21 protein-coding genes, 3 tRNA genes and 1 pseudogene are annotated in these 21701 nt (G+C 44.8%); 14 read left to right on the top strand and 11 right to left on the bottom strand.

The features are described from left to right. Positions 1-106: 106 nt before the first annotated feature. Positions 107-580, bottom strand: a complete 474-nt coding sequence (locus QUA56_RS33475) for an NUDIX domain-containing protein (protein WP_333367376.1) — start codon at positions 578-580, stop codon at positions 107-109. Between the two features lie 36 nt (positions 581-616). Then, on the bottom strand, positions 617-1672 hold the full coding sequence (locus QUA56_RS33480; protein ID WP_333367378.1) for an adenylate/guanylate cyclase domain-containing protein: 1056 nt from the start codon (positions 1670-1672) through the stop codon (positions 617-619). A gap of 555 nt (positions 1673-2227) precedes the next feature. Between QUA56_RS33480 and QUA56_RS33485 the strand changes: the two genes are divergently transcribed. Next, positions 2228-3361 (top strand): class I SAM-dependent methyltransferase, encoded by a 1134-nt coding sequence (locus QUA56_RS33485; RefSeq protein WP_333367381.1) that lies wholly within the window; start codon positions 2228-2230, stop codon positions 3359-3361. A gap of 321 nt (positions 3362-3682) precedes the next feature. Continuing rightward, positions 3683-5386 carry a lipoxygenase family protein gene (locus QUA56_RS33490; RefSeq protein WP_333367384.1) on the top strand — a complete coding sequence of 568 codons (1704 nt, stop codon included), beginning with the start codon at positions 3683-3685 and terminating at the stop codon, positions 5384-5386. Positions 5387-5641: 255 nt separating this feature from the next. Here QUA56_RS33490 and QUA56_RS33495 read toward each other — a convergent pair whose 3' ends face one another. From QUA56_RS33495 to QUA56_RS33510, 4 genes are all read right to left on the bottom strand, one after another. After that, positions 5642-6781: a fatty acid desaturase gene (locus QUA56_RS33495; RefSeq protein WP_333367387.1), complete on the bottom strand. Its 1140-nt coding sequence runs from the start codon at positions 6779-6781 to the stop codon at positions 5642-5644. 464 nt (positions 6782-7245) lie between these two features. Continuing rightward, on the bottom strand, positions 7246-8511 hold the full coding sequence (locus QUA56_RS33500) for a glutamate-5-semialdehyde dehydrogenase (RefSeq protein ID WP_333367390.1): 1266 nt from the start codon (positions 8509-8511) through the stop codon (positions 7246-7248). A gap of 4 nt (positions 8512-8515) precedes the next feature. Continuing rightward, positions 8516-8920, bottom strand: coding sequence for a hypothetical protein (locus QUA56_RS33505; RefSeq protein ID WP_333367393.1), 405 nt, complete (start codon positions 8918-8920; stop codon positions 8516-8518). A gap of 252 nt (positions 8921-9172) precedes the next feature. Then, positions 9173-9244, bottom strand: a tRNA-Gly gene (locus QUA56_RS33510). Between the two features lie 209 nt (positions 9245-9453). On the opposite strand from QUA56_RS33510, the gene QUA56_RS33515 reads away from it, so the two are divergent. Then, positions 9454-9594, top strand: coding sequence for a hypothetical protein (locus QUA56_RS33515; RefSeq protein WP_333241062.1), 141 nt, complete (start codon positions 9454-9456; stop codon positions 9592-9594). 35 nt (positions 9595-9629) lie between these two features. Here the strand turns inward: QUA56_RS33515 and QUA56_RS33520 are convergent, their stop codons facing one another. Then, positions 9630-9860, bottom strand: a complete 231-nt coding sequence (locus QUA56_RS33520; RefSeq protein ID WP_333367396.1) for a hypothetical protein — start codon at positions 9858-9860, stop codon at positions 9630-9632. A gap of 23 nt (positions 9861-9883) precedes the next feature. On the opposite strand from QUA56_RS33520, the gene QUA56_RS33525 reads away from it, so the two are divergent. The 3 genes from QUA56_RS33525 (at position 9884) to QUA56_RS33535 (ending at position 12129) form a co-directional block, all read left to right on the top strand. Then, positions 9884-11704 carry an ABC transporter ATP-binding protein gene (locus tag QUA56_RS33525; RefSeq protein WP_333367400.1) on the top strand — a complete coding sequence of 607 codons (1821 nt, stop codon included), beginning with the start codon at positions 9884-9886 and terminating at the stop codon, positions 11702-11704. A gap of 198 nt (positions 11705-11902) precedes the next feature. Beyond that, positions 11903-11984, top strand: a tRNA-Tyr gene (locus QUA56_RS33530). Between the two features lie 73 nt (positions 11985-12057). After that, positions 12058-12129: transfer RNA gene (locus QUA56_RS33535), tRNA-Thr, on the top strand. Positions 12130-12622: 493 nt separating this feature from the next. Here QUA56_RS33535 and QUA56_RS37010 read toward each other — a convergent pair. After that, a pseudogene (locus QUA56_RS37010) lies at positions 12623-12727 on the bottom strand (transposase); the annotation flags it as partial. Positions 12728-13150: 423 nt separating this feature from the next. Between QUA56_RS37010 and tnpC the strand changes: the two are divergent. The 7 genes from tnpC to QUA56_RS33575 all read left to right on the top strand — a co-directional run bounded on the left by tnpC (position 13151) and on the right by QUA56_RS33575 (position 18874). Further along, positions 13151-14602 carry an IS66 family transposase gene (gene tnpC / locus QUA56_RS33545; RefSeq protein ID WP_333367405.1) on the top strand — a complete coding sequence of 484 codons (1452 nt, stop codon included), beginning with the start codon at positions 13151-13153 and terminating at the stop codon, positions 14600-14602. Between the two features lie 922 nt (positions 14603-15524). Then, positions 15525-16151, top strand: a complete 627-nt coding sequence (gene ycaC / locus QUA56_RS33550) for an isochorismate family cysteine hydrolase YcaC (protein ID WP_333367408.1) — start codon at positions 15525-15527, stop codon at positions 16149-16151. 459 nt (positions 16152-16610) lie between these two features. After that, entirely contained in the window at positions 16611-16814 is a 204-nt protein-coding gene (locus QUA56_RS33555) for an NAD(P)H-dependent oxidoreductase (protein WP_333367411.1), read from the top strand. Between the two features lie 11 nt (positions 16815-16825). Further along, complete coding sequence (locus QUA56_RS33560; protein WP_333367413.1) at positions 16826-17251, top strand: hypothetical protein; 426 nt, start codon at positions 16826-16828, stop codon at positions 17249-17251. Then, positions 17226-17588 (top strand): hypothetical protein, encoded by a 363-nt coding sequence (locus QUA56_RS33565; protein WP_333367415.1) that lies wholly within the window; start codon positions 17226-17228, stop codon positions 17586-17588. Before QUA56_RS33560 ends, QUA56_RS33565 begins: the two co-directional genes overlap by 26 nt. Before the next feature lie 437 nt (positions 17589-18025). Beyond that, entirely contained in the window at positions 18026-18631 is a 606-nt protein-coding gene (locus tag QUA56_RS33570) for an antibiotic biosynthesis monooxygenase (protein ID WP_333367417.1), read from the top strand. Between the two features lie 6 nt (positions 18632-18637). Then, the gene (locus QUA56_RS33575) at positions 18638-18874 is read left to right on the top strand and encodes a hypothetical protein (protein WP_333367420.1); all 237 of its coding nucleotides are present in this window, start codon (positions 18638-18640) and stop codon (positions 18872-18874) included. Between the two features lie 38 nt (positions 18875-18912). Here QUA56_RS33575 and QUA56_RS33580 read toward each other — a convergent pair whose 3' ends face one another. Then, positions 18913-19536, bottom strand: a complete 624-nt coding sequence (locus tag QUA56_RS33580) for a TenA family protein (RefSeq protein WP_333367423.1) — start codon at positions 19534-19536, stop codon at positions 18913-18915. Positions 19537-19830: 294 nt separating this feature from the next. Between QUA56_RS33580 and QUA56_RS33585 the strand changes: the two genes are divergently transcribed. Further along, positions 19831-20793, top strand: coding sequence for a glycosyltransferase family 2 protein (locus tag QUA56_RS33585; protein WP_333367426.1), 963 nt, complete (start codon positions 19831-19833; stop codon positions 20791-20793). Positions 20794-20944: 151 nt separating this feature from the next. On the opposite strand, the gene QUA56_RS33590 is transcribed toward QUA56_RS33585, so the two are convergent. Both QUA56_RS33590 and QUA56_RS33595 read right to left on the bottom strand, forming a co-directional pair. Then, on the bottom strand, positions 20945-21193 hold the full coding sequence (locus QUA56_RS33590) for a hypothetical protein (RefSeq protein ID WP_333367429.1): 249 nt from the start codon (positions 21191-21193) through the stop codon (positions 20945-20947). A 71-nt stretch (positions 21194-21264) separates the two neighbouring features. Continuing rightward, on the bottom strand, positions 21265-21414 hold the full coding sequence (locus tag QUA56_RS33595; protein WP_333367432.1) for a hypothetical protein: 150 nt from the start codon (positions 21412-21414) through the stop codon (positions 21265-21267). Between the last annotated feature and the right edge of the window lie 287 nt (positions 21415-21701).

A 21701-nucleotide genomic window follows, 5' to 3' on the forward strand; every position in this document is an offset into this window, starting at 1 on the left:
CTGGCCATTAAAAAGTAATGAAAAACTGCTCTCATCCGCTCTGACAAAAGATTTCGCAATTCTTGGAGAGGTCTATTTAGGATTGCTATAGTACAGAAGTTCTCTATTAAAGTTTCAGTCCCCTGGTGGCGAAAAGGTCGTGTGTGGTTTGTGATTTTAAATATTCCTGCAACAAATTCCAAGCCATTTGAGTACCCTCACCTGCGTTGACTTTTTCAAAGTCTACATCTTTTCTCAAAACTACCAAACCGACACCTTCTTTTATTTCTATTTTATCACAATCGCTAACTATCGCCAAAAAAAGATGGTTGTTTTGTAAAATTTTTATATCGTTTTGGGTCTTTTGGTGAGTAAAAGTTGCGATCGATTCCATTGTGCAATCATCGATCGCGAGGCAAGTTTCTTCCTCCAATTCTCGCACTGCTGCTTGCTGTGGACTTTCTCCAATGTCCACGCCACCACCAAAAGTAGAAAGCATTCCTTGGCTGGCAATACCTGGAATATTATCTCGCAGTTGTGCCCCAATCTGACCGTTGGGGAGCATGAGAAAAATGCGAACTATTGACTGAGGAATATTCATCTTATCGAGGAAATAACAAAACTCAAAAAAGTTGCTCTATAGTTTTATAATTTGAATCCAAATTTTCTTAATCCAATTGTACGCCGCAGCAGACAAAGCCCGTAACTTATTTACAAAAATTTGCCAAATAGAACTTTCTCTTACCTCAGAAATCTCTTCTATTTGCACGGGCAGCGGTGGCATTCCAACTACTTCATACAGCGGGTATTCGCCGCTTTTTCCCGGAATTTCAACTAATACGCGCCGATCGACGATCGCCAATTCCTTTACTTCCTGATAAGTCTCCTCGGAAATCAGTAAACTCGTTCCCACTTGCTTGTTAGCAGCCTCGATCCGGCTGGCCAAATTCACCGCATCTCCGATCGCCGTCACTGTCTGGCTATTCGACGCGCCCAAATTCCCCACCACCACCCAGCCGCAGTGAATCCCAATCCCAATCCGCAATCGGTGACGGTATAAAGTCTCAAAATAGGGATTGAGTTTCTCTAGTTCCTCCAGCATCTCCACCCCAGCCCTCACTGCTTGTTCCGCCGCATTGTCGGGATTTTCCAACCCAAACAGCGCCATAAAACCATCTCCCATATAATTATTAATCATCCCGCCGTTGCGGTTGATAACATAACCCATTTTTTGGAAATATCGATTTAAAATATAAATTACATCGTAGGGCAACAGCGATTCTGCAAACGCCGTAAACCCTCGAATATCGGCAAACAAAATTGCAATTTTCTTCTCTTGACCCACAGGAGCAGAAATTGACTTTCCCGCCATTTCGTCGTTAAATGATTCCAAGTCTTCAGAATCGATCGCCAGCCGGCGCAAAATCACCTTGCCGCCCGCAACCTGCGTCTGACACGCTAGCCTAATTTCCGGCTCTAGGCGCAATTTTTTGGCGAACTCCTCTTCAGGCCAAGTGCGGGAAGAGCAAAACTCTAAACCTTCGACAATCAATACGCGGCAAGTCGAACACCGGGCGCTACCGCCGCAGATGTGGGTGTGCGGAATGCCGGCACGCAGCGAAGCTTCGAGAATTATATCGTTGTCGTCTATCTCGATCGTGCGATCGTCCGGCAGATAGTGAATCTGTGGCATATATGGCGTCTCTAGCTTAAATTAGGGAGGAATGTCGCGGACATCTGTTATTGCAGCGAACCTATATGCAAACCCGGTTTCTCGGCATTTTTTCTGCATCCCCCGATTTATTAACTATAAGTCGCGATCGGCATTTGCTTCTCGTTTCGTCAGCTCAACCGCCCAACTGACACCAGTTTAAAAAAAGAAGGCAACTCTAGGCAATAGTCCAACTCTTAGCTCATCAGTCATTGCCAATTCTCAAATCTCTAATGGTATAAATGAGCACTAAAATCGCCATTGCACCGTGAAAATACCCCATTTTAAGCTGTGGAGTTAATCTCAAATCTCAAATCTCAAATCTCAAATGGACTGACATAATTCTTAATAAAATTAAGCTCGCCCAAAGCCCGATAAATTCGTTATCAAATCCCCTTCAACGGCCATATATTTTGAGGATTTTTCGGAATTTTGCTATCCAAACCTTACTTGGCAATAGTTTCAGCTTTTTCGTTCTCTAACAACCACCCAATTTTCGTGAGATAGAATAGCAGCATCTTTAAAACCAGTATAACCATGAGTTCATCAACAGCCCTACAAAACATCGAAAACCACATTCCCATCGTGGGAAATATCCATACCAAAAGTCCGATCGCCTACCGAGCAACCCGCCTCGCAGTCAGTACAGTAAACGCGGTGCAAATGGCAGTAGCAGAGTCTTATATCAACGGATTGGAAGTGCCGGATTCCGTTTTGCGATCGCTTTTTGATACCTGTATGCCCGTCTTTTTTCGGTATTTTCCCTCCCTCCTCGCACCCTACGAATGGGTACTAACAGAAACAGACCGCACCGCCGAAGGGCCGCGGGATTTAATGAAAATTCAGTACGACTTGCCTCAAGCCATGCTGAATCCCATGTTAGGCGACAGCAAACTCATTTATCCTAAATACAGCATGGGATTGTGGGAAAAAGGAGCCGCCAACCTTGAACAATCGCAAATCCAGATGATTGATGATGTGATTGAAAAGCTAGAGATTCAAGATGGCGACAATATTTTAGACTTTGGCTGCGGTTGGGGTTGCGTTCCCAATTACATTCTTGCCAAATTCCCCAATGTCACCTTTACCGGGATTAACTTGAGCCACCACCAATGCGAGTATATGCGTCAGAAGATGCAAGACCCCGAAAGCTACCTGAGTTCCGGTCGATTTACCCTATATGAAGGCGATTTGAACGACGCCAACTTCGAGACCAAATTCGACAAAATTCTCTCGATAGGCGTTTTTTGTCATGTAGGCAATTTAACGCAAGCTTTCCAAAAGCTCGCCTCTTTCCTGAAGGATAACGGCAAAGTTTTCATTCACATCATCACAGTTCGCACTCCGAACAATATATCCAGCGTTTTCACCCACAAATACATTTTCCCCCACGGCCGTTACTGGAAATACGATGCCGTTCCCAGCCACAACAAAGACCTCAAGACCATTCAAAGATGGTATCTCAACGGATACAATTACTCCACAACCTTTGCTAACTGGCTGAAAAACTTTGACGATTCTCAGGCAATAGTCAAAGATTTAGATTACGGCATCGACTATGCCAAATTTCGTCGCATCTGGCGGTTTTACTTGATTTGGTTTGTGTCTAATTTCGCGAGTTGCGACGGCGAATACAACGGCAACGGCCAATATTTAATGGTTCGTGCCTAACCGCTAATCAGTAGACCAAGATCAAACAACTTAACACCCCTAACCCCGAATTCTTTGAGAAGTCGGGGTTCTCAAGTGCGAGCTACTTATCGGGAGAATGAAACCGTTCTATGTCGATTTAGGGCGATCGAGAAGTGTTGCCTTCTTTTGAGAAATTTGTCTGAGTTTAAAAAAGTCCGGAATCAGATTATCGATCGGTGAATAAGACCTATATCAAGCGCTAGCCTGCACAATACTTTTTAAATTCCATCCCCGATCGGTAGTGATGATATCCGATATTTTACTACAAAAAAAGAGTTGATTTATACAATGGTACAGAATATGCAACCTTCTCTTCCTCAAGACGACCCGAACCAAGAACAGCGCCGCGATTCCTTAAATCGCCAGCAAAAAGCTTATCAGTTTGACTTTGACAGTTTATCACCTTTGGCATTATTGAAAGATGTGCCACCAGTCGAGAATTTTTCGAGCAAGTATATTGCAGAACGGATATTAGCAACATCGGAACTTCCAGCAAATATGCTAGCAGCCGATGCGAGAACTTTTCTCGATCCTCTCGACGAGCTCCAAGACTATGAAGATTTCTTTACTCTGCTGCCGCTACCTCAAGTTGCAAAGATATACCAAACCGATCGCTCTTTTGCAGAACAGCGCCTGTCTGGAGCAAATCCGATGGTGCTTCGCCTCTTAGATGCGAGCGATCCTCGCGCACAATCACTGGCGGGTCTTTCCAGTTTGCACCCATTATTCGATCTGGGCCAAGAGTTGCAGCAAAAAAACATTTACATTGCCGATTACACGGGTACTGACCAACACTATCGCGCGCCTGCGAAAATAGGAGGCGGAACCTATGAAAAAGGCAGAAAATACTTGCCGAAACCGCGGGCTTTTTTCGCTTGGCGGTGGACGGGAATTCGCGATCGCGGTGAAATGACACCTATTGCCATTCAACTAGATCCCAACCCAGATAGCCATGTCTACACCCCATTAGATCCTCCTGTCGATTGGCTGTTTGCGAAACTCTGCGTGCAAGTAGCAGATGCCAATCACCACGAAATGAGCTCGCATTTAGGTCGAACTCATCTAGTGATGGAACCAATCGCGATCGTCACCGCGCGACAGTTAGCCCAAAATCACCCGCTGAGCCTGTTGCTGAAACCGCACTTTCGCTTTATGTTGACCAACAACGAGCTGGCGCGTTCTTATTTGATCGCTCCCGGCGGGCCCGTCGATGAATTGCTAGGCGGCACCTTGGCAGAGACAATAGAAATAAGTAGAGAGGCGTGCAGTACGTGGAGTCTTGATGAATTTGCCTTACCCGCAGAACTGAAAAATCGGGGAATGGATGACCCCGATCAACTGCCTCACTATCCTTACCGAGATGATGGATTGCTGCTGTGGAATGCGATCGAAACCTTTGTATCTGGCTATCTCAACTTCTTTTACCCGACTCCGGGGGCGATCGCACAAGATGTGGAACTGCAAACCTGGGCCCAAGAATTAGCCTCAAATAGTGGCGGTAAAGTCAAAGGAATGCCAGGCCACATCAACACAGTTGACCAATTAATTGAAATTGTCACAACTATAATTTTTACCTGCGGCCCGCAGCATTCAGCAGTCAATTTTCCCCAGTATGAATACATGAGTTTTGCTGCCAATATGCCCTTGGCAGCCTACCGGGACATTCCTAAAATTACTGCTTCGGGTAATCTAGAAGTGATTACGGAAAAGGACATTTTACGGTTGCTTCCTCCGTACAAACGAGCGGCTGACCAACTGCAAATTCAGTTTATTTTGTCAGCTTATCGATATGACCGTTTGGGTTATTACGATAAGTCTTTCCGAGAACTCTACCGGATGAGCTTTGATGAAGTTTTTGCAGGAACGCCGATCGAATTTTTAGCCTGCCAGTTCCAACAAAATTTGAATATGGCTGAACAGAAGATCGATGCCAACAATCAAAAACGAGTAATCCCTTACTTTTCTCTCAAACCTTCGTTGGTGCTCAATAGCATCAGTATGTAGGAGTGTATTTTTGGGGCGGGCGAGACGCCCACCCCACAATAAAATTCATTCTTTTTGGAACAGGCCGAAAAGCCTGTTCTTGTGCATGGTGCAAGATGTGATATCGTTTCCGGTAGCATCGGAATGATAAGCGAGGACACGGCAGTGCCGTGTCCCTACAATTAATCCGGGTAGGGACACGGCACTGCCGTGTCCTAACTGTGGTTAATATTAATTCCGATGCTACCGGATTTGATATGAGTCCAATGCACATTCTCAGCTTTTGTATTCTTCAACAATCGAGCTATTTACAGACATTGTTCCAGAGGAATCCGTGAAGGTGACTTCATCTTGATAATGCCGGGGTGTTGACATCAGCAACCGCCAAGCTTGACCGGCATCGATTAAATTCAGGCGTCCGGGATAGTGAATTTTCAACAACTCTTGCACCATCGGATAATAATCTGAGTTGATGCTGGGGAAAATATGATGCTCTGTGTGGTAAGAAAAATTTAAGTGCAGCAAGTCAAATATTTTAGGAACCCGCACTGACATACTGTTAATCAGCGGGTCATTAATGTCGGTCATCCGGCAACCCATGTGGTTGGTATAGATGTAAAACATTGCGCCTGCATGACCAATTGCGATCGGCAAAATGTAGGCAAGAGCAACTTTAATCGGGTTAAATTCTAGGTAGAATAAGACGCTGAGATGAATTCCTAAAATTCCCACACATTCAAAGGCGATCGTCAATCTATCTTTAGGACTAACTGTAAAAGCAGCCGGCACGTAATCAACAGATTTATCATTAAATAACAGTACCGAGGTGAGGTTGCGGAAATTATGCACTAACCACGAACCGGCCATCCCTACCATTAACCACAGCGGATTGACTTCTACCGACGGTACAAATAGATTTTGAATCCATTTTCCCCAAGTATCCGGCTGCTGGTACAGGTAATTGCGATCGGGGTCTGCCAAAGAATTCGTGTTATTGTGGTGTACGAGGTTGTGCAGATTTTTCCACTGAGTAGGCGGCATGAACAGCATACTTAGTCCCAAAAAGGCGATCGGATAAGTGAGGCGCGACTTTTTCTGAACGCTACCGTGCATCAAATCGTGGGAGCTAAATAGCAAAACTATGATACTATTGCCCATGATGACGGCTAGAGGTAAGTAAAGCCATAAAAGATAGACAGGCCAGCGATCGAGATTAGCCGCAATTCCCCATCCCAGCAATAAAATAGCAGCGTTGATGAATAGTATTGCTAACTTGTTAGGATCTGGTTCAAAGGCATCTGACGGCAGAAGCGGACGCAATTTCTTAACATATACCGAGTGGTGAATTAGCGTTTGTTCGCCTAAATTCGGTGTTACAGTCTTGTTTAGAGTATTGAGTGTTTTTTCGGATTTCATATTGCCACTAAGAGTATTTTGATGTCACTGAATAACTTTCTACAGTTAATTATATCCGGTTTTGAACGAGTTTAATATTTATACCAATTCTCGCCTCCAGAAAGCAACAATGATGAGTGTGGGTTTGTTTGCTGAAATATTGCGTAAGGTGCGTCGCTCAAAGATTGTGGATATTATTTAAGATTTAAGGGTGGCGACGCACCCTACAGATACTGTTGCATGAGTTTTAAGAATTAGTATTAGGAAAAATCGGCGTTGCTTAATCAGGGTATCAAAAAATAAGTTTAAAATCCAGAAACTGTGTCGAAAATGGTTTCTATGACTTGCATATTTTGCCTTGCATACCGTAAATCAGCAACGCCAAAAATTGCTCAAACAGAGTTTTACAAATAACTATTAAAGGCTGACGGATCGATAATACGATCGCACTTTTAATTTGAGTCTAATCCCAATAACAAATAACATTAAAAAAGCCCGTTCCCCTGAACTATTTCTTTAATTGTCGTCAGCGTATCTAGACCAATTAATCCCCGACGATAACCTTTTTGGTTCGACATTCCCAAAAATATCGCATCTCCCCGATTTTGATAACGCCAAAACCGAGGCGAGGCATTAATAAAAGTTGAGGCGCTGTTAACATCCAGAGCAAATTGGCGACTTTCTAAGTAAGATTCAGTGGCGATGCAGTCAGCGTGACCGCTGCTGTAGCGGTTGATCCAGCCGATCGCAATTTCTAAACTATCGACAACTTTAAACGCTATGGTTTTGTTTAAATACGGTTGAGTCCACTCGTATGGTTCCGCCAGCTTCAAGTCTGGGAAATCTGCGACAAGATCCGCATCTGCGCTAATTTGAAAGCCTTTTTCTTTTAAAGTGTTCCACAGCCTGACTAAGGAAGAAGGCTTTTGGTTGCGATCGATGAGCACTTTCTCGATCGCGTTAACAGGATCGGGCACGCTTTGATGGCTGTCCAAAATCATCCACCTCGCCATCTCCAAACTGCCAGTCGGCGACCAATAAAGGTAACAATTGCCCATTGCCGACCTCAAAACGGGTGCCGTGCACAACCTTACCACCTGCTGCACCAAACTCGGCCTGCCGTAGGGAATAATTAAATTGAGATATTGGTCTTGAGTGACCAATTCTCGGATCGAAGCCCCCCGATCGGGCGGCAGTACCTGCAAACATCCTGACGGCAAACCGACCTCATCTAGCGCCGACATCAAAGCTTCTCCAATTACAGCATTAGTTTGCCAGCTTTCGCTACCGCCTTTGAGAATCAAACTGTTAGCGCTTTTGAGAGACAAACCGGCTGCGATCGCCCCCAACTCGGGAAACGCCTCGTAAATTAGAGCGATCGCCCCCAGCGGCAGCGACTGACAGTATACTTGACAGCGATCGACCTGATAAGAAGCATTGATCACCCTGCCGATCGGATCTGGCATTTCTCCCAATCGCTGAAGAATTTGCACAGTTGTCTTGATCCTTTCTGGCGTCAGCTTCAGCCAATCGACAATCAATTCGGGAATCGCCATGTCCCGACTCGCTTCTAAATCTAGAGTATTTGCTTCTAAAATGTCATTTTGCCGGAGTTTGAGCGCGCTAGCCATCGCCTGCAAACCAGCAGCGCGATCCGTACTTTTTGCCGCGGCCAACTCCAAAGAAGCTTGATAAGCCCGGCGGGCGACATTTGCCGCATCTGATGAATGGCTAAAATCCTCTATTATCATCTAGCTAACGCCTGTAAGCCAGCCATACCATCAGCGCCGGCAGCATTGCTAGCAGCACCGCGACCATTGCCCACAGAATAATATTCGGGTTCTGCGAGTACAGCGCCAGGGGCAACCAAATCACTAGCGGCACCAAAATCATCCCCAGGGCCAGCGGCAAGTAGTGCGCCTTCAAACCCGGATGCGCTCGGTTCCACTGGTTGCCCGTCCACCGCCAAGCCTGCTTGTAAGGATAGTTTGTTGATAGTTGCTCAATGACGTGTCCGCTTTCGTCCAATACAAATATTTGCTGACAGCGGTTGCAGCCAAAGGCTTCTGTCAGCGTTATGGGTACGAGACGACCCCGGCGCCGGCAAGGACAAGGGTACTCATCGTTTAAGTCAATCTTTGGAGCTTTTTGAGATGGCACGAGCGATCGGATAAAAAAAGCGTTTTTGCAAAAAAAATCGTTAACATATCAATTTAATCAAACTTGTCAATTCTGCCTGATCGAGGCTTTCTACTCCCTGTTCCGAGCGATCGCCCGAGCGGCAATCTTGACTTACAAGTTCTCTACTCAACTTTACCACTAACTTAGGTATTTTCAACCCTCATTAGGAGTATATTTAAGACTTTCTTGCTATACTTTCCAATTTTCTCGAGCTTTTTGTTTATCTTCTAAAGCGGGTGACGCGATTCGAACGCGCGACATTCACCTTGGCAAGGTGACGCTCTACCACTGAGCTACACCCGCATTTGCTGCGGTATTAATAATACTGTCTTAATTCCGAGAATTTGTCAAGTGTTTTTACTAAGTTTTTTTTCACACAGGGCCCCAAGGCCGCTCTCCACCTGAAATTGCAGCAGCCAGATTGTTAACCAAATCAGTAATTGCCGTGGTTTTGACTGCCATCGGCCAACTGCAAAGTTACAATCAAGCTGGAATTGTGGGAGAACACTGTCATGTCAGATTTAAATCGCGGAATCATGAAGTTCAAGGGAGCTGACAGCCCTATAGCGATCGCCATTTCGGCGATCGTCATTACGGGCGGAATCGGCTTCTTGATCTGGTGGGCGCTCCAATCAGCCTACACTTTCAGCTAACAGACTACTCAAACGTAAAACTTATAAGGCATTGCTCAGAAGGCAGAATTTAAGAAAAATTCTGTCTTTTGCATTTTTTTGCCCTCAGTCTTGAGTTTATTGCCAAGGAATGCCGATCGATGGCTGACGGTCGAACTATTGCCATAAATCACCCGATCGGGCGAGTCGCTAGCATGACCCAAGATGACTCCCCGATAGACTACGTTTGTAGTACACTTGTAAACAAGGCGCGCCGAGATCGCAGTTTTAGATCCAAGTGTTTCCAAGGGTTGTATCTCAACACAAATTTATGGCAAGCTTTCAGGACATCTTCAAATACTACAGCCGCTACTGGAAAATATCAGTTTACAGCATAGGCGCATCCAGCATTTTGGCACTAGCCGATTTGCTTGTTCCCTACGCGATCGGTCAAATATTAAACGTATTGTCGGGTCAACCTACAGATACAGTAACCCAAAAACTCATAACAGCGATCGCCTCTGTTACCCAGCAGTCACCCAACAAAATATTATCGCTATCCGTCTTGCTGGGCTTGATTTTTCTGGTAACAGTCGCCAAAGCACCGGTACAGCCTTGGGTGACAAATTGGTTCCACTGGGCGATACCGTTGAGGGCGAGGCGCGATCGAATGAGAGGCGCGATCGGCAAAATCCTCACCTTACCCCTAGAATTTTACGAAGAAAACAACGCCGGACGGATTGCCAGCCGCATCGCCAAAGGCATCGCCAACCATACTTGGACTTACCCAGAAATTGCCGGCGAATTCATCCCCGAAGTCGTCCGCTTAATCGGCATTTTTGCCGTTATCTGCTTAATTGAGTGGCGGATTGGCTTATTAATTTTGGTTTCATTCCTATTTATCCTCAGTTTCACCCTTAAAAGTCTGCAACGGTTGACTGCGCGGGAAGAAATTCTGGATGAATACATCGAAGATACCGAAAGCCGCAACTCGGAAATTATCACCAACATCAAAACAGTCAAAGCTTTTGCGACAGAAACCGATGAACTCAAAAGGCAAACCACCAGACTCGATCGCGAATTAAAAGTCGTGATCCAGCGCATTCACAAAGGATACGTCACTATGGGGACATACCAGCAGACGATCGTCCAGTTGTGTTTGTTTTCAGTTCTCGGTTTTAGCCTAGCAGCCACGGTAGGAGGCAAAATTTCCCTCGGATATTTTGTTACCGTCTACACGTTGGCAAGCATGGCATATTCCCAACTGCGTCCGATTAGTATTATCGCCGAATTATTGGCGCGCCGTTATTCTTCAATGATCCGGTTCCACGAGTTTATGCAAACGCCAGACGGTGTTGATGCGGTTAATTTAGCAGAAAATGCTCGATCGGCACAGCCACCTTATAAATTTACCGGCAAAGTTGAGCTCAGCGGGCTGACATTCGGGTACGACAGTCAAAAACCCGTTTTGCAGGATGTGAATTTATTGATTCATCCCCGTCAAACCATAGCATTAGTCGGGCGATCGGGTTCCGGGAAATCGACTTTAGTGAAACTCCTGTTTCGCTATTTTGAACCCAACTCCGGCCGCATTCTGATTGACGGGGAAGACATTCGCAGCTTAGACGTGACTCGCTACCGGCAGCGTTTAGCGATTGTCCACCAAGAAGTAGACGTTTTTAACGGTACTTTGCTGGAAAATTTGACTTACGGAAACAGAAACGCAACTTTCGAGCAAGTTGAGGATGCTTGTCGCATTGCCAAAGTAGACGATTTTGTGCGGCTGTTGCCCAAAGGTTACTATACCGTAGTCGGGGAGCGAGGAATGCGCTTGTCCGGCGGTCAGCGGCAGCGGTTGGGGATTGCCAGGGCGCTGTTGGTGGAGCCGGATGTGTTAATTTTTGATGAGGCTACTTCTAGTTTGGATTATGAAAGCGAGCGATCGATCCAGCTAGCCATGCGGAATATCCTCGGTACGCGCACCACCATAATTATTGCCCACAGACTGAGTACAATTCGCGAAGCCGATGCGATCGTCGTGCTCGACGGCGGTAGAATCGTCGAAGTGGGCAGTCACGACGAACTCTTGAGTCAACAAGGCATTTACCGTCGCCTGCACTCCCTGCAAGAAACCGGCGAATTAGTGAAGTAGGGATTTTACGCTAAGTCTAGACTTCGGGTGCTCCGGGCGGGCACCAAGCCTAGACTTAGCAATGTGCACCTTAAACAGTATTCAATTTTCCGGTCGGCCGCTAACTGACTTATGATTTTTCAACTTAATGATTAGAGTTTTAAATATGATGTTTCAAATAAAGATTCTGGTGCTAGGATTTATAACTGTGATGGAAATGGGTCGATGCCCGAGCGGTTAATGGGGGCGGACTGTAAATCCGCTGGCTACGCCTACGCTAGTTCAAATCTAGCTCGGCCCACCTCAATTTAATAAAAAGTTAAAATTTAAGAATTAAAAATTAATTTTTTAATTGGAGGTTCTTAATTTTTTATGCCCGTGTAACTCAGTGGTAGAGTACCTCCTTGGTAAGGAGGAAGTCACGAGTTCAAATCTCGTCACGGGCTTCCTGTTTTTTAGTAAGCTGCTACGCATCTTGCGTTGTATTTTTGGGCGGGCGGGACGCTCAACCCCTACTCCCCACAAGAATTTGCTCGAATTTGATTGTCAAATTTAGATGCGCCTCAGCTTATCAAGCATTTTTAAATTTGTCTGATGCCACCTAATGCGGTGATGTTGCTTTCGTAAATACTAATTAATTCCTCTTTCAATTCATGAGCAATCGCCAAGCTAGGTGACAAGTGAAGTAACCCTGCTAATTCTCGTTGCTCCTAGAGCGTTCAAATCCCGATAGTTGCTCATCAATAAGCAGCGATTTTTTAACCCTTTTAACTCGATTTTGAGGCGAATTTTGTTCAAAGCTTTATTGACTAGCTTTTGAACGCGAAACCGCTCTAAGCTGTTGCGGCATTTAAATTGTATGTCAAAAAACAATCAAACTGTTGTGGGGTGGGTGTCCCGCCCGCCGAGTATGTGCAATTTAAATGCGCGACAGCTTATCACAACTTTAGCATTAGGAAAAACCTCTTTAATTACTTTGGGAAAACCTCCCCACATATCAACAGAAACTTCCTCAACTTGCTCTCTCATGCTTTGAGGTTGTTGCTCGATCGCCGTAATAATACAGCATATTCCATGTAATATGTGGTACACACAATCTTGTAGTAAGTAAGGTGCGTCGCTTTCAGAGTCAATCTGCAAGTTCCATTGAACCTGCGGCAGATCCGCACCCTACATATTAACATCACACAATATAAATATAGCGACTACTGTACTTCATCAACCTGGAATATGCTGTATCGTCGCTTTTATGAGAATCTCTTACTGACAATAAAGAGCTTTTATCTAAATCAGTTACAATAGTTGCCAAATTTCCTTGTCGCTTTCTTCTGCTAAATTCATCGAGGCTTAAGCGTTTAGGCATTCCCCAGTCTTTTTTTTTATTGAGCGACTTTGTGAAAGATGCTTTGTAAGGATTCAGGTGAAAAATAGTCGCTCGCTCGCCGAAAAATATGGTAATGTAGTCAGATGAGCGAACAACCAGAGTTATCAGCAGCACTAAAATTAGGAAAAGTGGAGCAGTTGAGCCGCGAGGAACTAGTCCTAATTGTGCTGACTCAACAGAAGCTGATTGACAAACTACAAGCAGAACTCGAAAAGCTCAAAGACAGACAGCCCACCAATAGCAAAACATCATCGAAACCCCCATCGAGCGATCTGATACAGAAATCAGAGACAGCCCCTGTCGAAAGCTCAAAAGCATCAGAAACAGAACCCAAGCGTAAACCAGGAGGACAGCCGGGACATCTGGGTAAAACCCGAAAAGGATTTGGGCGAGTAGATAGGTATCAAATCAGCACTCCTGACTCATGCTCGCATTGTGGTAGCAGAGAATTAAGTGACGCTATTGGCTATAGCTCGCAGCAAGTAGCGTGTTTAGCAGCCAAACCAATTGAAGTGGTGGAATATCAACGAGTCAAATGTCAATGCCTCGAATGTGGAGCAATAACGCTCGCAGCACACACAGACGGCATCGTGCCAGGACAAGACTTAAGCATCAACCTACAAGCATTATTGGTATGGCTAGGTAATTATGGACATATGTCCGATGAAAAGCAACAAGAATTTCTGCGAGAATTAGGTGGAATTGAAATTGGGATAGGCACATTACAAGCTACAAATGCGCGGGTAGCCGATGTTGTAAAGTCTGCCGTTGAAGACTTATGGAAATGGGCACCTTTACAAGCTAACGTCCATGTCGATGAAACCCCGTGGTGTGTCAAGGGAGTCAAAGAATGGTTATGGACAGCCACTGGTCAAAATTTTTGCCTGTTTCATGCTGCCGACACTCGCAGTCGCTCAGAATTAGAAACCATGCTGGGGCATGAATTTGCTGGAGTGTTGAGTTCTGATGATTTTAGCGTATATAACGGTGTTGAGGTGGGAGCGCAGCAGAAATGTTTAGCCCATCTACGACGACATTTTAAGAAAGTTCTGCTTCTGGGCCACGGTAACAACACAGTAGTTGCGTCTGCGTTCTTGGATTTAATTGATGAGGCATTTCGACAACATCGAAAATGGCGCTCTCACCCCGAAGAAATCGATTATTATGCTTGGGCGAGGGACTTTAAGACCAGACTGGCAGCATTGTTAAATACTTGGCAAGGTCATGTTGGTCATGCTGCGGGACTTTTACTGCGCTCGTTACGTGAGAAAGCGCACCAATGGTGGTATTTTTTAGACCACCCATCCATCCCTCCTGACAATAATTTAGCGGAACGTTCTCTACGATTAGCCGTGACTAAACGTAAGGTATCTGGTGGTTCCCGAGCGATGTCTCGGTTTGAACAAACTGCTGATTTGTTATCAGTGATTCAGACTTGTCGGTTTCAAGGTAAAAGTGCAATGGCTTTTTTTCGTGATGCTCTATCTGCCCATTCTTGTAACTTTTTGATGCCTGCTCTGATTCCCCAGTCTTAGACCTGAATCCTTACGATGCTTTGAACCGCATCTCTACCTATACTTTCATTTTTTCTAACTTATTCGACGATCAATTATTTGGCTCTTTCATAGATGTATTCTTGATATCTATTTGTTGTCTCTGGTGATTATTTAGCCAAGCCAATGATTCTGTTGGTGAGTTTTTACATTCACAACAATAGAACTGAGTGCGAGGTACTTTTAAATAAACTAATCGGCCAAAAATCGATATTTTTTTTACTAAACTTGGGCGAGTATGATGAACTATATCTTTATAGTTGTTACTGTCGGATGGCAGGTAATACATTCATTAATTAAGTGTCAATTTAAAATAATAAATTATAATTTTATTGAATAACTAAAAACAGTGACATTCGGCAAATTCAATAAATTATCTAGATTAAAATTCATATCTAGTCAGAGCGTACAATGTAGTTATCGCTACATTATACCCCAAGTTGCCGGAAGAGCCTGTCATGTTATCAATCAAAAAAATCTGAAGAAAATCTTAAATTACATGGGTACGATCGACAAAGCCAAAAAGCTGACCTTTGTGGGCTGCACTCATGTTTCAGACTTTTTAACTTCCCCTACGGAGCGAAGTTCAGTGTAATCGCGAACCGCGATCGCCTTAACTCAGCGCTTAACTAGCGGATATTGAGTGGTAAAATTTGGAGTAGTCTTGCAAACAGAGTTCATATCGCAACAGCTTACGCCATAAGCCATTTAGTGGATTCAAGCTGCGACAGCGACGCAATTCATCAATCATTTAGAGGATTATTTTTATGACTGTTCGTAGCTTGTTGACTCCCGAAAACTCCACTGTCATCTCGATCGACGATCGCCGCAAATGACCTTGCTTTTTGATTCTTGACTCCATTCTGCAATTCCTCATTCACCACCAAAATAGGAAAAATACCTCATGTCTGCATTCAAGTACAACCGTCTAGACAAGAATAATGCTGCGGTTCTGCTGGTCGATCACCAAACCGGACTGTGCTCGCTTGTGCGTGATATTGGTGCCGCTGACTTCAAAAATAATGTGCTGGCACTGGCAAGTGCAGCCAAGTTTTTCAACCTGCCTACAATTTTGACAACCAGCTTTGAGCAGGGCCCTAATGGAGTCATCCTGCCTGAACTGAAGGAGAAGTTTCCAGATGCTCCCTTTATTCCGCGCCCAGGACAGATCAACGCTTGGGACAACGAAGACTTTGTTAAAGCGGTAGAAGCAACAGGCAAGAAGCAATTGATTATTGCCGGAATTGTCACCGATGTATGTGTTACTTTTTGTGCACTTTCGGCATTGGAGGCAGGTTATGAGGTTTTTGTTGTTACTGATGCCTCTGGAACCTTTGATGAAGCCTGTCGCTATGCAGCTTGGGATCGAATGTCTCGTGCAGGAGTTCAATTGGTCAATTGGTTTAGCGTTGTGTGCGAATTGCACCGTGACTGGCGCAACGATATTGAAGGACTGGGCAGTCTCTTAGCAGGGTTTATTCCTGACTACAAAAACCTGATGACCAGCTATGCAGCAAAGGCAAATTCTTGATCTCCCAGTAGCGAGAAAGCACCTACCTAATTTAGATCGTGTTTAACGGAGTTGGTAAAGTCGATCGCCTAGCGATCGACTTTACTTGAAACTTAGCGGCGACAACTCAACTACTTTGTTGTAGATCGTGTATAGCAATCCTAAATGATTTGCTTGCATTATACGCGAGCTTTCTGGCTCGCACTGCAAGGATTCTGGTCTCGCTCGAGAGAGGCGACTGATGCGAGGATTGCTATACTTCGTTGTAGATCGTGTAGAGGGCTTTTCAATAGCTCTTTCGTAAATGATGGCAAGTCTTTGTCTGGGCCGAACTATGTCGTCACAATCTGAGGGACTCTTACAAAACAAGAAAGCCTTGGTGATTGCTGCTCGATGAGGTAATTAAGTAAATGGACAGAATTAATTACACACTGATTCTTTGCTAGACAAGGCTTGTAGCCCATAGTTTTGTGTAATTAATTGTGTCCTACTACTTACCAAGCCGGGACGACCGATGCCGCTTACAACCATCTTGAACCCTTTTTGCGGACTGTTTTTGGCTTTATGGGAATTACCAACGTGAGCTTTATTTATGCTCGTAGTTTGCAAAAGAATTCTGAAGCCCGCGAAGTGGGACTAGCTAGCGCCAGGGAAGCTATTCAAGACGCGATCGCGCATTGGTAACAATATTTCATTTGGCAGCAATATCTAACACCCTATTCTCAGTCTTCGAGGAAAAAGGCATGGAACAACTGCAACAGAAAGCAATTGCTCGGGTTTTTGCCGATCGTCTCGCACGGATCGGAAAGGATATCCCAGCCTGGGTAGACCTGTTTGTCGAAGATGCGATCGTTGAATTTCCTGATGCGTCTGCCCTCGGTTCACCTGAAGGATGGGAAGGCAAAGCTGCCATCTACAACTACATCAAAGATGTGCCAGCCCAAATGCAAAATTTGATATTTACGAAGGTTCGCAAATATCCAACATCTAATCCGAATGTTCTCTTTGCAGAGGTACAATGTAGATGCACTGTTTTGGCTGACACCACCAAATCTGAATGTACCCAGCTTACAAAACTGGTACTTAAAGACAGCAATGGCTGGCGGAAACGCTGTGCGTGAAAACAGCATCCAACGGGTTGTCAACATTTCCAGGTTTGGTGCAGGGGCAGAACCAAACCTGGGTACCGTCTCATTTAGTGGAACTGTGGAATCGATTTTTAATCAGACTGCCGCTAAATTACTGCATCTGCGTCCTGGCTATTTCATGGAGAATTTTTTGCAGGATCGAATTGAATTCATTCGGCACGCGATCGCATCGTCTCTTTTCCCTTTGCTAGTGACCGCGATCTGCCCTGGATTAGCACAGATGATATCGGCGATGAAGCTGCAAAGTTTCTACTTGATGAGACGCGGGCAGGTCAATGGACTCGTAATCTCATGGGAACTCAAAATTTAACGCCTATAGAAATAACGGCTCTTCTTTCACAAATGCTCGATTACCCAATCAACTATGGATCGCGAATTAAATAACTTACAATTTTAATTGTTATGGTGGGATGGGCTCTTATAGCCCGTCCAAAAAAGGGCGGGCTATAAGAGCCCAACCCCTACTCCCCACTTTCAAGAGTGTAAGTTATTTAATTCTCATTCCTATGTCCAGGTAACGATCGAATCGATACAGCACCAACTCGCACTGGCGGGAGTGACACCGAACGTACAACGAGAGTTAGGAGAACTATTGTGTGCCCTTGGCAACCCTAATGGAATTTATGCCACAGCACGAACTCGTGAGAGCATCACTCCAACAACATTTGAGCAATTTGCGAAAGACAAATTACTACCAAGATTGACTTGATAAATTATTAATAAAGTTTTACAATACCCGTATTTCCCATGCAACAAAATCACGAAATGTCGGATTCTATAGAACCGCTTGCAATTGGTATGGACGAAGAAAGCCACCTGGTAACTGCCATCATTTCTCATACAGTCCGACCGGGGCGCGATGGGGGTTATGAAGAGTGGTTACACGGTATTACTACGGCTGCCCACAAATTTCAAGGACATTTAGGGGTCAGTGTGATTAGACCCTGCGATCGCGCTCACCCTGAATATGTTGCAATTCTCAAATTCGATCGTTACAACAACCTCAAAACGTGGCTGGAATCAGATACTCGGCAGGAATGGATTGAGCGATTGCAGCCGCTGATTGAAAAGCCTGAAGCCATTCAAACCCTGACCGGATTGGAAACCTGGTTTACTCTCACAGGCAAGCCGATGAAGTCTCCACCACCTCGCTACAAAATGATGTTAGTGACGTGGCTAGGAGTGTTTTTAACTCTCCCTATGCTCAATCGTTTGCTGGCACCGCTGTTGTCTGGGTTGCCTGTATTGCTCGCTCAACTGATTAGCACAGGACTGGGTGTTGCCCTACTCACTTACGCGATCATGCCGCGCTTAACGCAATTATTCCGTAAATGGCTGTACCCCGTTCCGTAAAACGATATGAATTTGTTACAATCGCTGCGACGATGGGGACGATCGGTTTGGCTGGATGATTTTGAGCGAAGCTGGACGATCGGTGGTCAGTTGCAGCGCTACATTGATAACGGTGGAATACGAGGAGTGCTGTCAAACTTTCAAAGCTTGCAAGCTGCAATTGAAGGGAAAAAATACGATCGCGATTTCAACGTATATTCCTGCTGTACCTGGCTGTTAAATTTGCTGCGCGGGCACAGGTAGTTGAAAATAGTTCTCAATATCTTTTGCATAAACTTAATTTACTTTATTTCCCAAGCTGCCTCAAAAAAGTCTCTTTCGCACAGCATAGCGTAGCGATAGGTTGCTTCTACTTCGGGCGTAGCTTCTGCGTAGCGATCGACCAAACTTTCCAGCAGTTTTGGTAATATTTCAAACTCAGAGCTACTATAGGTGGAAATCCAGTCGCTAAATGCGTGTTCCGGTATTTGAGGTTTAGCTAGCTGCTGTCCCAAAAAAGCATACAATCGCAAGCAAGGAGTCATCGCGGCGGCTGTCAAACCTACACCGCTTCCCCAGGCTGTCGCTAATAAAAAATCCGTGTAGCGGCGGGTAGCTATTCCCGGTTTAGCCTCTTGCAAGTTTACACCCCATTTGGCTGCATATCCTTGATGCAACCGAAGTTCTTCTAAAACACCGCTGCCGAGATTGTGGAAGATTTCAAACCCCTCCCAGTCGGGTGCTTTGGCCGCAGCGATACTGTAAGCCCGAGCGAATGCTCTCAGAAAAAATGCGTCTTGTGCAACGTAATATGCAAAACTATTTTGGGGGAGGCTGCCGTCAGCAATGCCTCGGACAAAAAGATGTTGCAGACAAGCTTCGCTGATGTCTTGATTTGCTTGCCAAAGATCGTTGGAGGTTGTCATGCAATTTTGAACTGATGGGTGATGATTGTAATTTTTAGAGTCCAACTCAATATCTATGATAACACATATTTTCGCTTGGCTTGCATCAGTCTTATGGTGGCTTTTGTTTTTCGTATTTAAAAAAATAGATAATTGTTGGTACGCTGCTATTTTGTCGGCGGCTGGTGTCTGGCTTAAGGAGCAAAATTCCGTACCAAAGCTCTCCCTAGAAGCCGCCAGCGTGTTTTGAGGGAAATAAATTTTGGACTTATTTAATTTAACATTTGAAAACCTGATTTTTCAACATAAAATGCGATGAACGCTAGACCTAAGTATTCCTTGGTAATTCCCATCTATAATGAAGAAGAAAATCTCGGTGAATTGTATCGGCGAATTAGTGCCGTGATGGAGCGAATGGACGGCCCAGTAGAATTAATTTTAATCAACGACGGCAGCCGCGATCGCTCTCTCGAACTTTTGCGAGAATTGCACGAACAAGACTCGCGAATTTGTTACCTCAGTTTTGCCCGCAATTTCGGGCACCAAATAGCTGTAACTGCTGGTTTAAACTTTTCTCGCGGTCAAGTTGTAGTCATCATGGACGGCGATTTGCAAGACCCGCCCGAGCTAATTATAGATATGGTGGAACAGTGGCGGCAGGGCTATCAAGTTGTTTACGCTCAACGCACTCAACGCCGTCAAGAAGATTGGTTTAAGCGGTTGCCAGCTTATATGTATTATCGCATTTTGCGGAATCTTGCTGATGTTGATATTCCCATAGATACGGGAGATTTTTGTTTGATGGATCGCTGCGTGGTCGATGTACTCAATGCCATGCCTGAACGCAACCGCTACATTCGGGGACTGCGCGCTTGGATTGGTTTTAAACAAACGGCAGTTAAGTTTGAACGAGATCCGCGTTTTGCTGGCGATGTTAAGTATACATTCAGCAAATCTTTTGCTTTGGCGATGAACGGTTTAGTATCTTTTTCAAAAGTTCCTCTGCAACTGTCGATTTATTTGGGTTTATTTTCGGCTTTCGTGTCTGTTTTGATGGCTTTTTTGGTTTTGTATTGGCGTCTTTTCTCTCCCGGTTCGGCATTAACTGGTTTGACAATTGTGATTATGGCGGTTTTCTTTTTGGGTGCGGTGCAGTTGGTGAGTATTGGGATTTTGGGCCAGTATGTGGGGCGGATTTACGAGGAGGTGAAGGGCAGACCGCTTTATACGCTGGCAGAAGTTGCTGGTTTTGGCGATCGACACCGATCGCCAAAATAATTTTAGCAAACAAATGTTAACTCATCGTGCTTAAATTATCTAATTTATGATATAATTTAAGACCGTAAAATCTCCTCAAGACTCATGTTTAAGCTTTACAAATATTCCCCCTAGGGAAATTGCGATAAAGTTCGCTTGCTCTTAACTCAGCTCAATCAGGAAGAGCCAGTTTTTGTCGCTTGTCTGTAATGTCGCTCGTTTTCCCCTCAGCAGTTTCAACAGTTGAGCAAACATCCAGAATATTGTTCAGTGCACCTTTAGTGACAATCAGGTGTGTGCTATCTTTTTTGAACAGGATGCTGAGACGTTTGCGGTTAAAGTCATAGGACACTTCATCTAGCTTTTGATAGCTAAAAATGTCGAATTTTTTGTGTTCGGAATCGATCGATCGGATTGACATAACCTGACCAAGAATTTCTTGATGGTACCCGCCACGTGCTCGATCCGTGGGGTCAATCGAAAATCTAAAATCTAAAATCTAAAATCGAATGACTCAGATGGGGCATTCAAATAAGCGTAAAGTACAACGCGATCGCTTTCTTTCGCCTCCACATCAAGCGCAGAGTGAATTTTCACCTCTGTTTCCGTCAGCGTACCCGTTTTTATCAGTACAAAACACATTCATACTGCCAAAGCTTTCGATCGCGGGTAAGCGCTTCACGATCGCCCGCTTTTTCGCCATTATCTGGGCACAACGAGCCAGGTTAAGGCGACGATCGCACGCAGAGAGAGCAGTTGGGGAGTCAAACCCACCGCCAGCATCAGAGAAAACATCAAGGATGTCAGCGCTGAGCGATGGAGGTAGACGTTATGGCAAGGAGATTAAATTGATAAGCTGTTCGACATCTAAACTGCATTAATTAAGTTACCTTTGTTTTTGATCTTTCGGTTCCATTTCATAATTAATT

The organism is Microcoleus sp. N3A4 (genome assembly GCF_036701805.1).
Lineage (GTDB): Bacteria > Cyanobacteriota > Cyanobacteriia > Cyanobacteriales > Microcoleaceae > Microcoleus.

Bases quoted from the DNA above. Each gene is read 5' to 3' on its own strand.
- QUA56_RS33475 (WP_333367376.1), bottom strand. From the start codon at position 580: ATGAATATTCCTCAGTCAATAGTTCGCATTTTTCTCATGCTCCCCAAC.
- QUA56_RS33480 (WP_333367378.1), bottom strand. From the start codon at position 1,672: ATGCCACAGATTCACTATCTGCCGGACGATCGCACGATCGAGATAGAC.
- QUA56_RS33485 (WP_333367381.1), top strand. From the start codon at position 2,228: ATGAGTTCATCAACAGCCCTACAAAACATCGAAAACCACATTCCCATC.
- QUA56_RS33490 (WP_333367384.1), top strand. From the start codon at position 3,683: ATGCAACCTTCTCTTCCTCAAGACGACCCGAACCAAGAACAGCGCCGC.
- QUA56_RS33495 (WP_333367387.1), bottom strand. From the start codon at position 6,781: ATGAAATCCGAAAAAACACTCAATACTCTAAACAAGACTGTAACACCG.
- QUA56_RS33500 (WP_333367390.1), bottom strand. From the start codon at position 8,511: ATGATAATAGAGGATTTTAGCCATTCATCAGATGCGGCAAATGTCGCC.
- QUA56_RS33515 (WP_333241062.1), top strand. From the start codon at position 9,454: ATGTCAGATTTAAATCGCGGAATCATGAAGTTCAAGGGAGCTGACAGC.
- QUA56_RS33525 (WP_333367400.1), top strand. From the start codon at position 9,884: ATGGCAAGCTTTCAGGACATCTTCAAATACTACAGCCGCTACTGGAAA.
- tnpC (WP_333367405.1), top strand. From the start codon at position 13,151: ATGAGCGAACAACCAGAGTTATCAGCAGCACTAAAATTAGGAAAAGTG.
- ycaC (WP_333367408.1), top strand. From the start codon at position 15,525: ATGTCTGCATTCAAGTACAACCGTCTAGACAAGAATAATGCTGCGGTT.
- QUA56_RS33565 (WP_333367415.1), top strand. From the start codon at position 17,226: ATGGCTGGCGGAAACGCTGTGCGTGAAAACAGCATCCAACGGGTTGTC.
- QUA56_RS33570 (WP_333367417.1), top strand. From the start codon at position 18,026: ATGCAACAAAATCACGAAATGTCGGATTCTATAGAACCGCTTGCAATT.
- QUA56_RS33575 (WP_333367420.1), top strand. From the start codon at position 18,638: ATGAATTTGTTACAATCGCTGCGACGATGGGGACGATCGGTTTGGCTG.
- QUA56_RS33580 (WP_333367423.1), bottom strand. From the start codon at position 19,536: ATGACAACCTCCAACGATCTTTGGCAAGCAAATCAAGACATCAGCGAA.
- QUA56_RS33585 (WP_333367426.1), top strand. From the start codon at position 19,831: ATGAACGCTAGACCTAAGTATTCCTTGGTAATTCCCATCTATAATGAA.
- QUA56_RS33590 (WP_333367429.1), bottom strand. From the start codon at position 21,193: ATGTCAATCCGATCGATCGATTCCGAACACAAAAAATTCGACATTTTT.
- QUA56_RS33595 (WP_333367432.1), bottom strand. From the start codon at position 21,414: ATGTGTTTTGTACTGATAAAAACGGGTACGCTGACGGAAACAGAGGTG.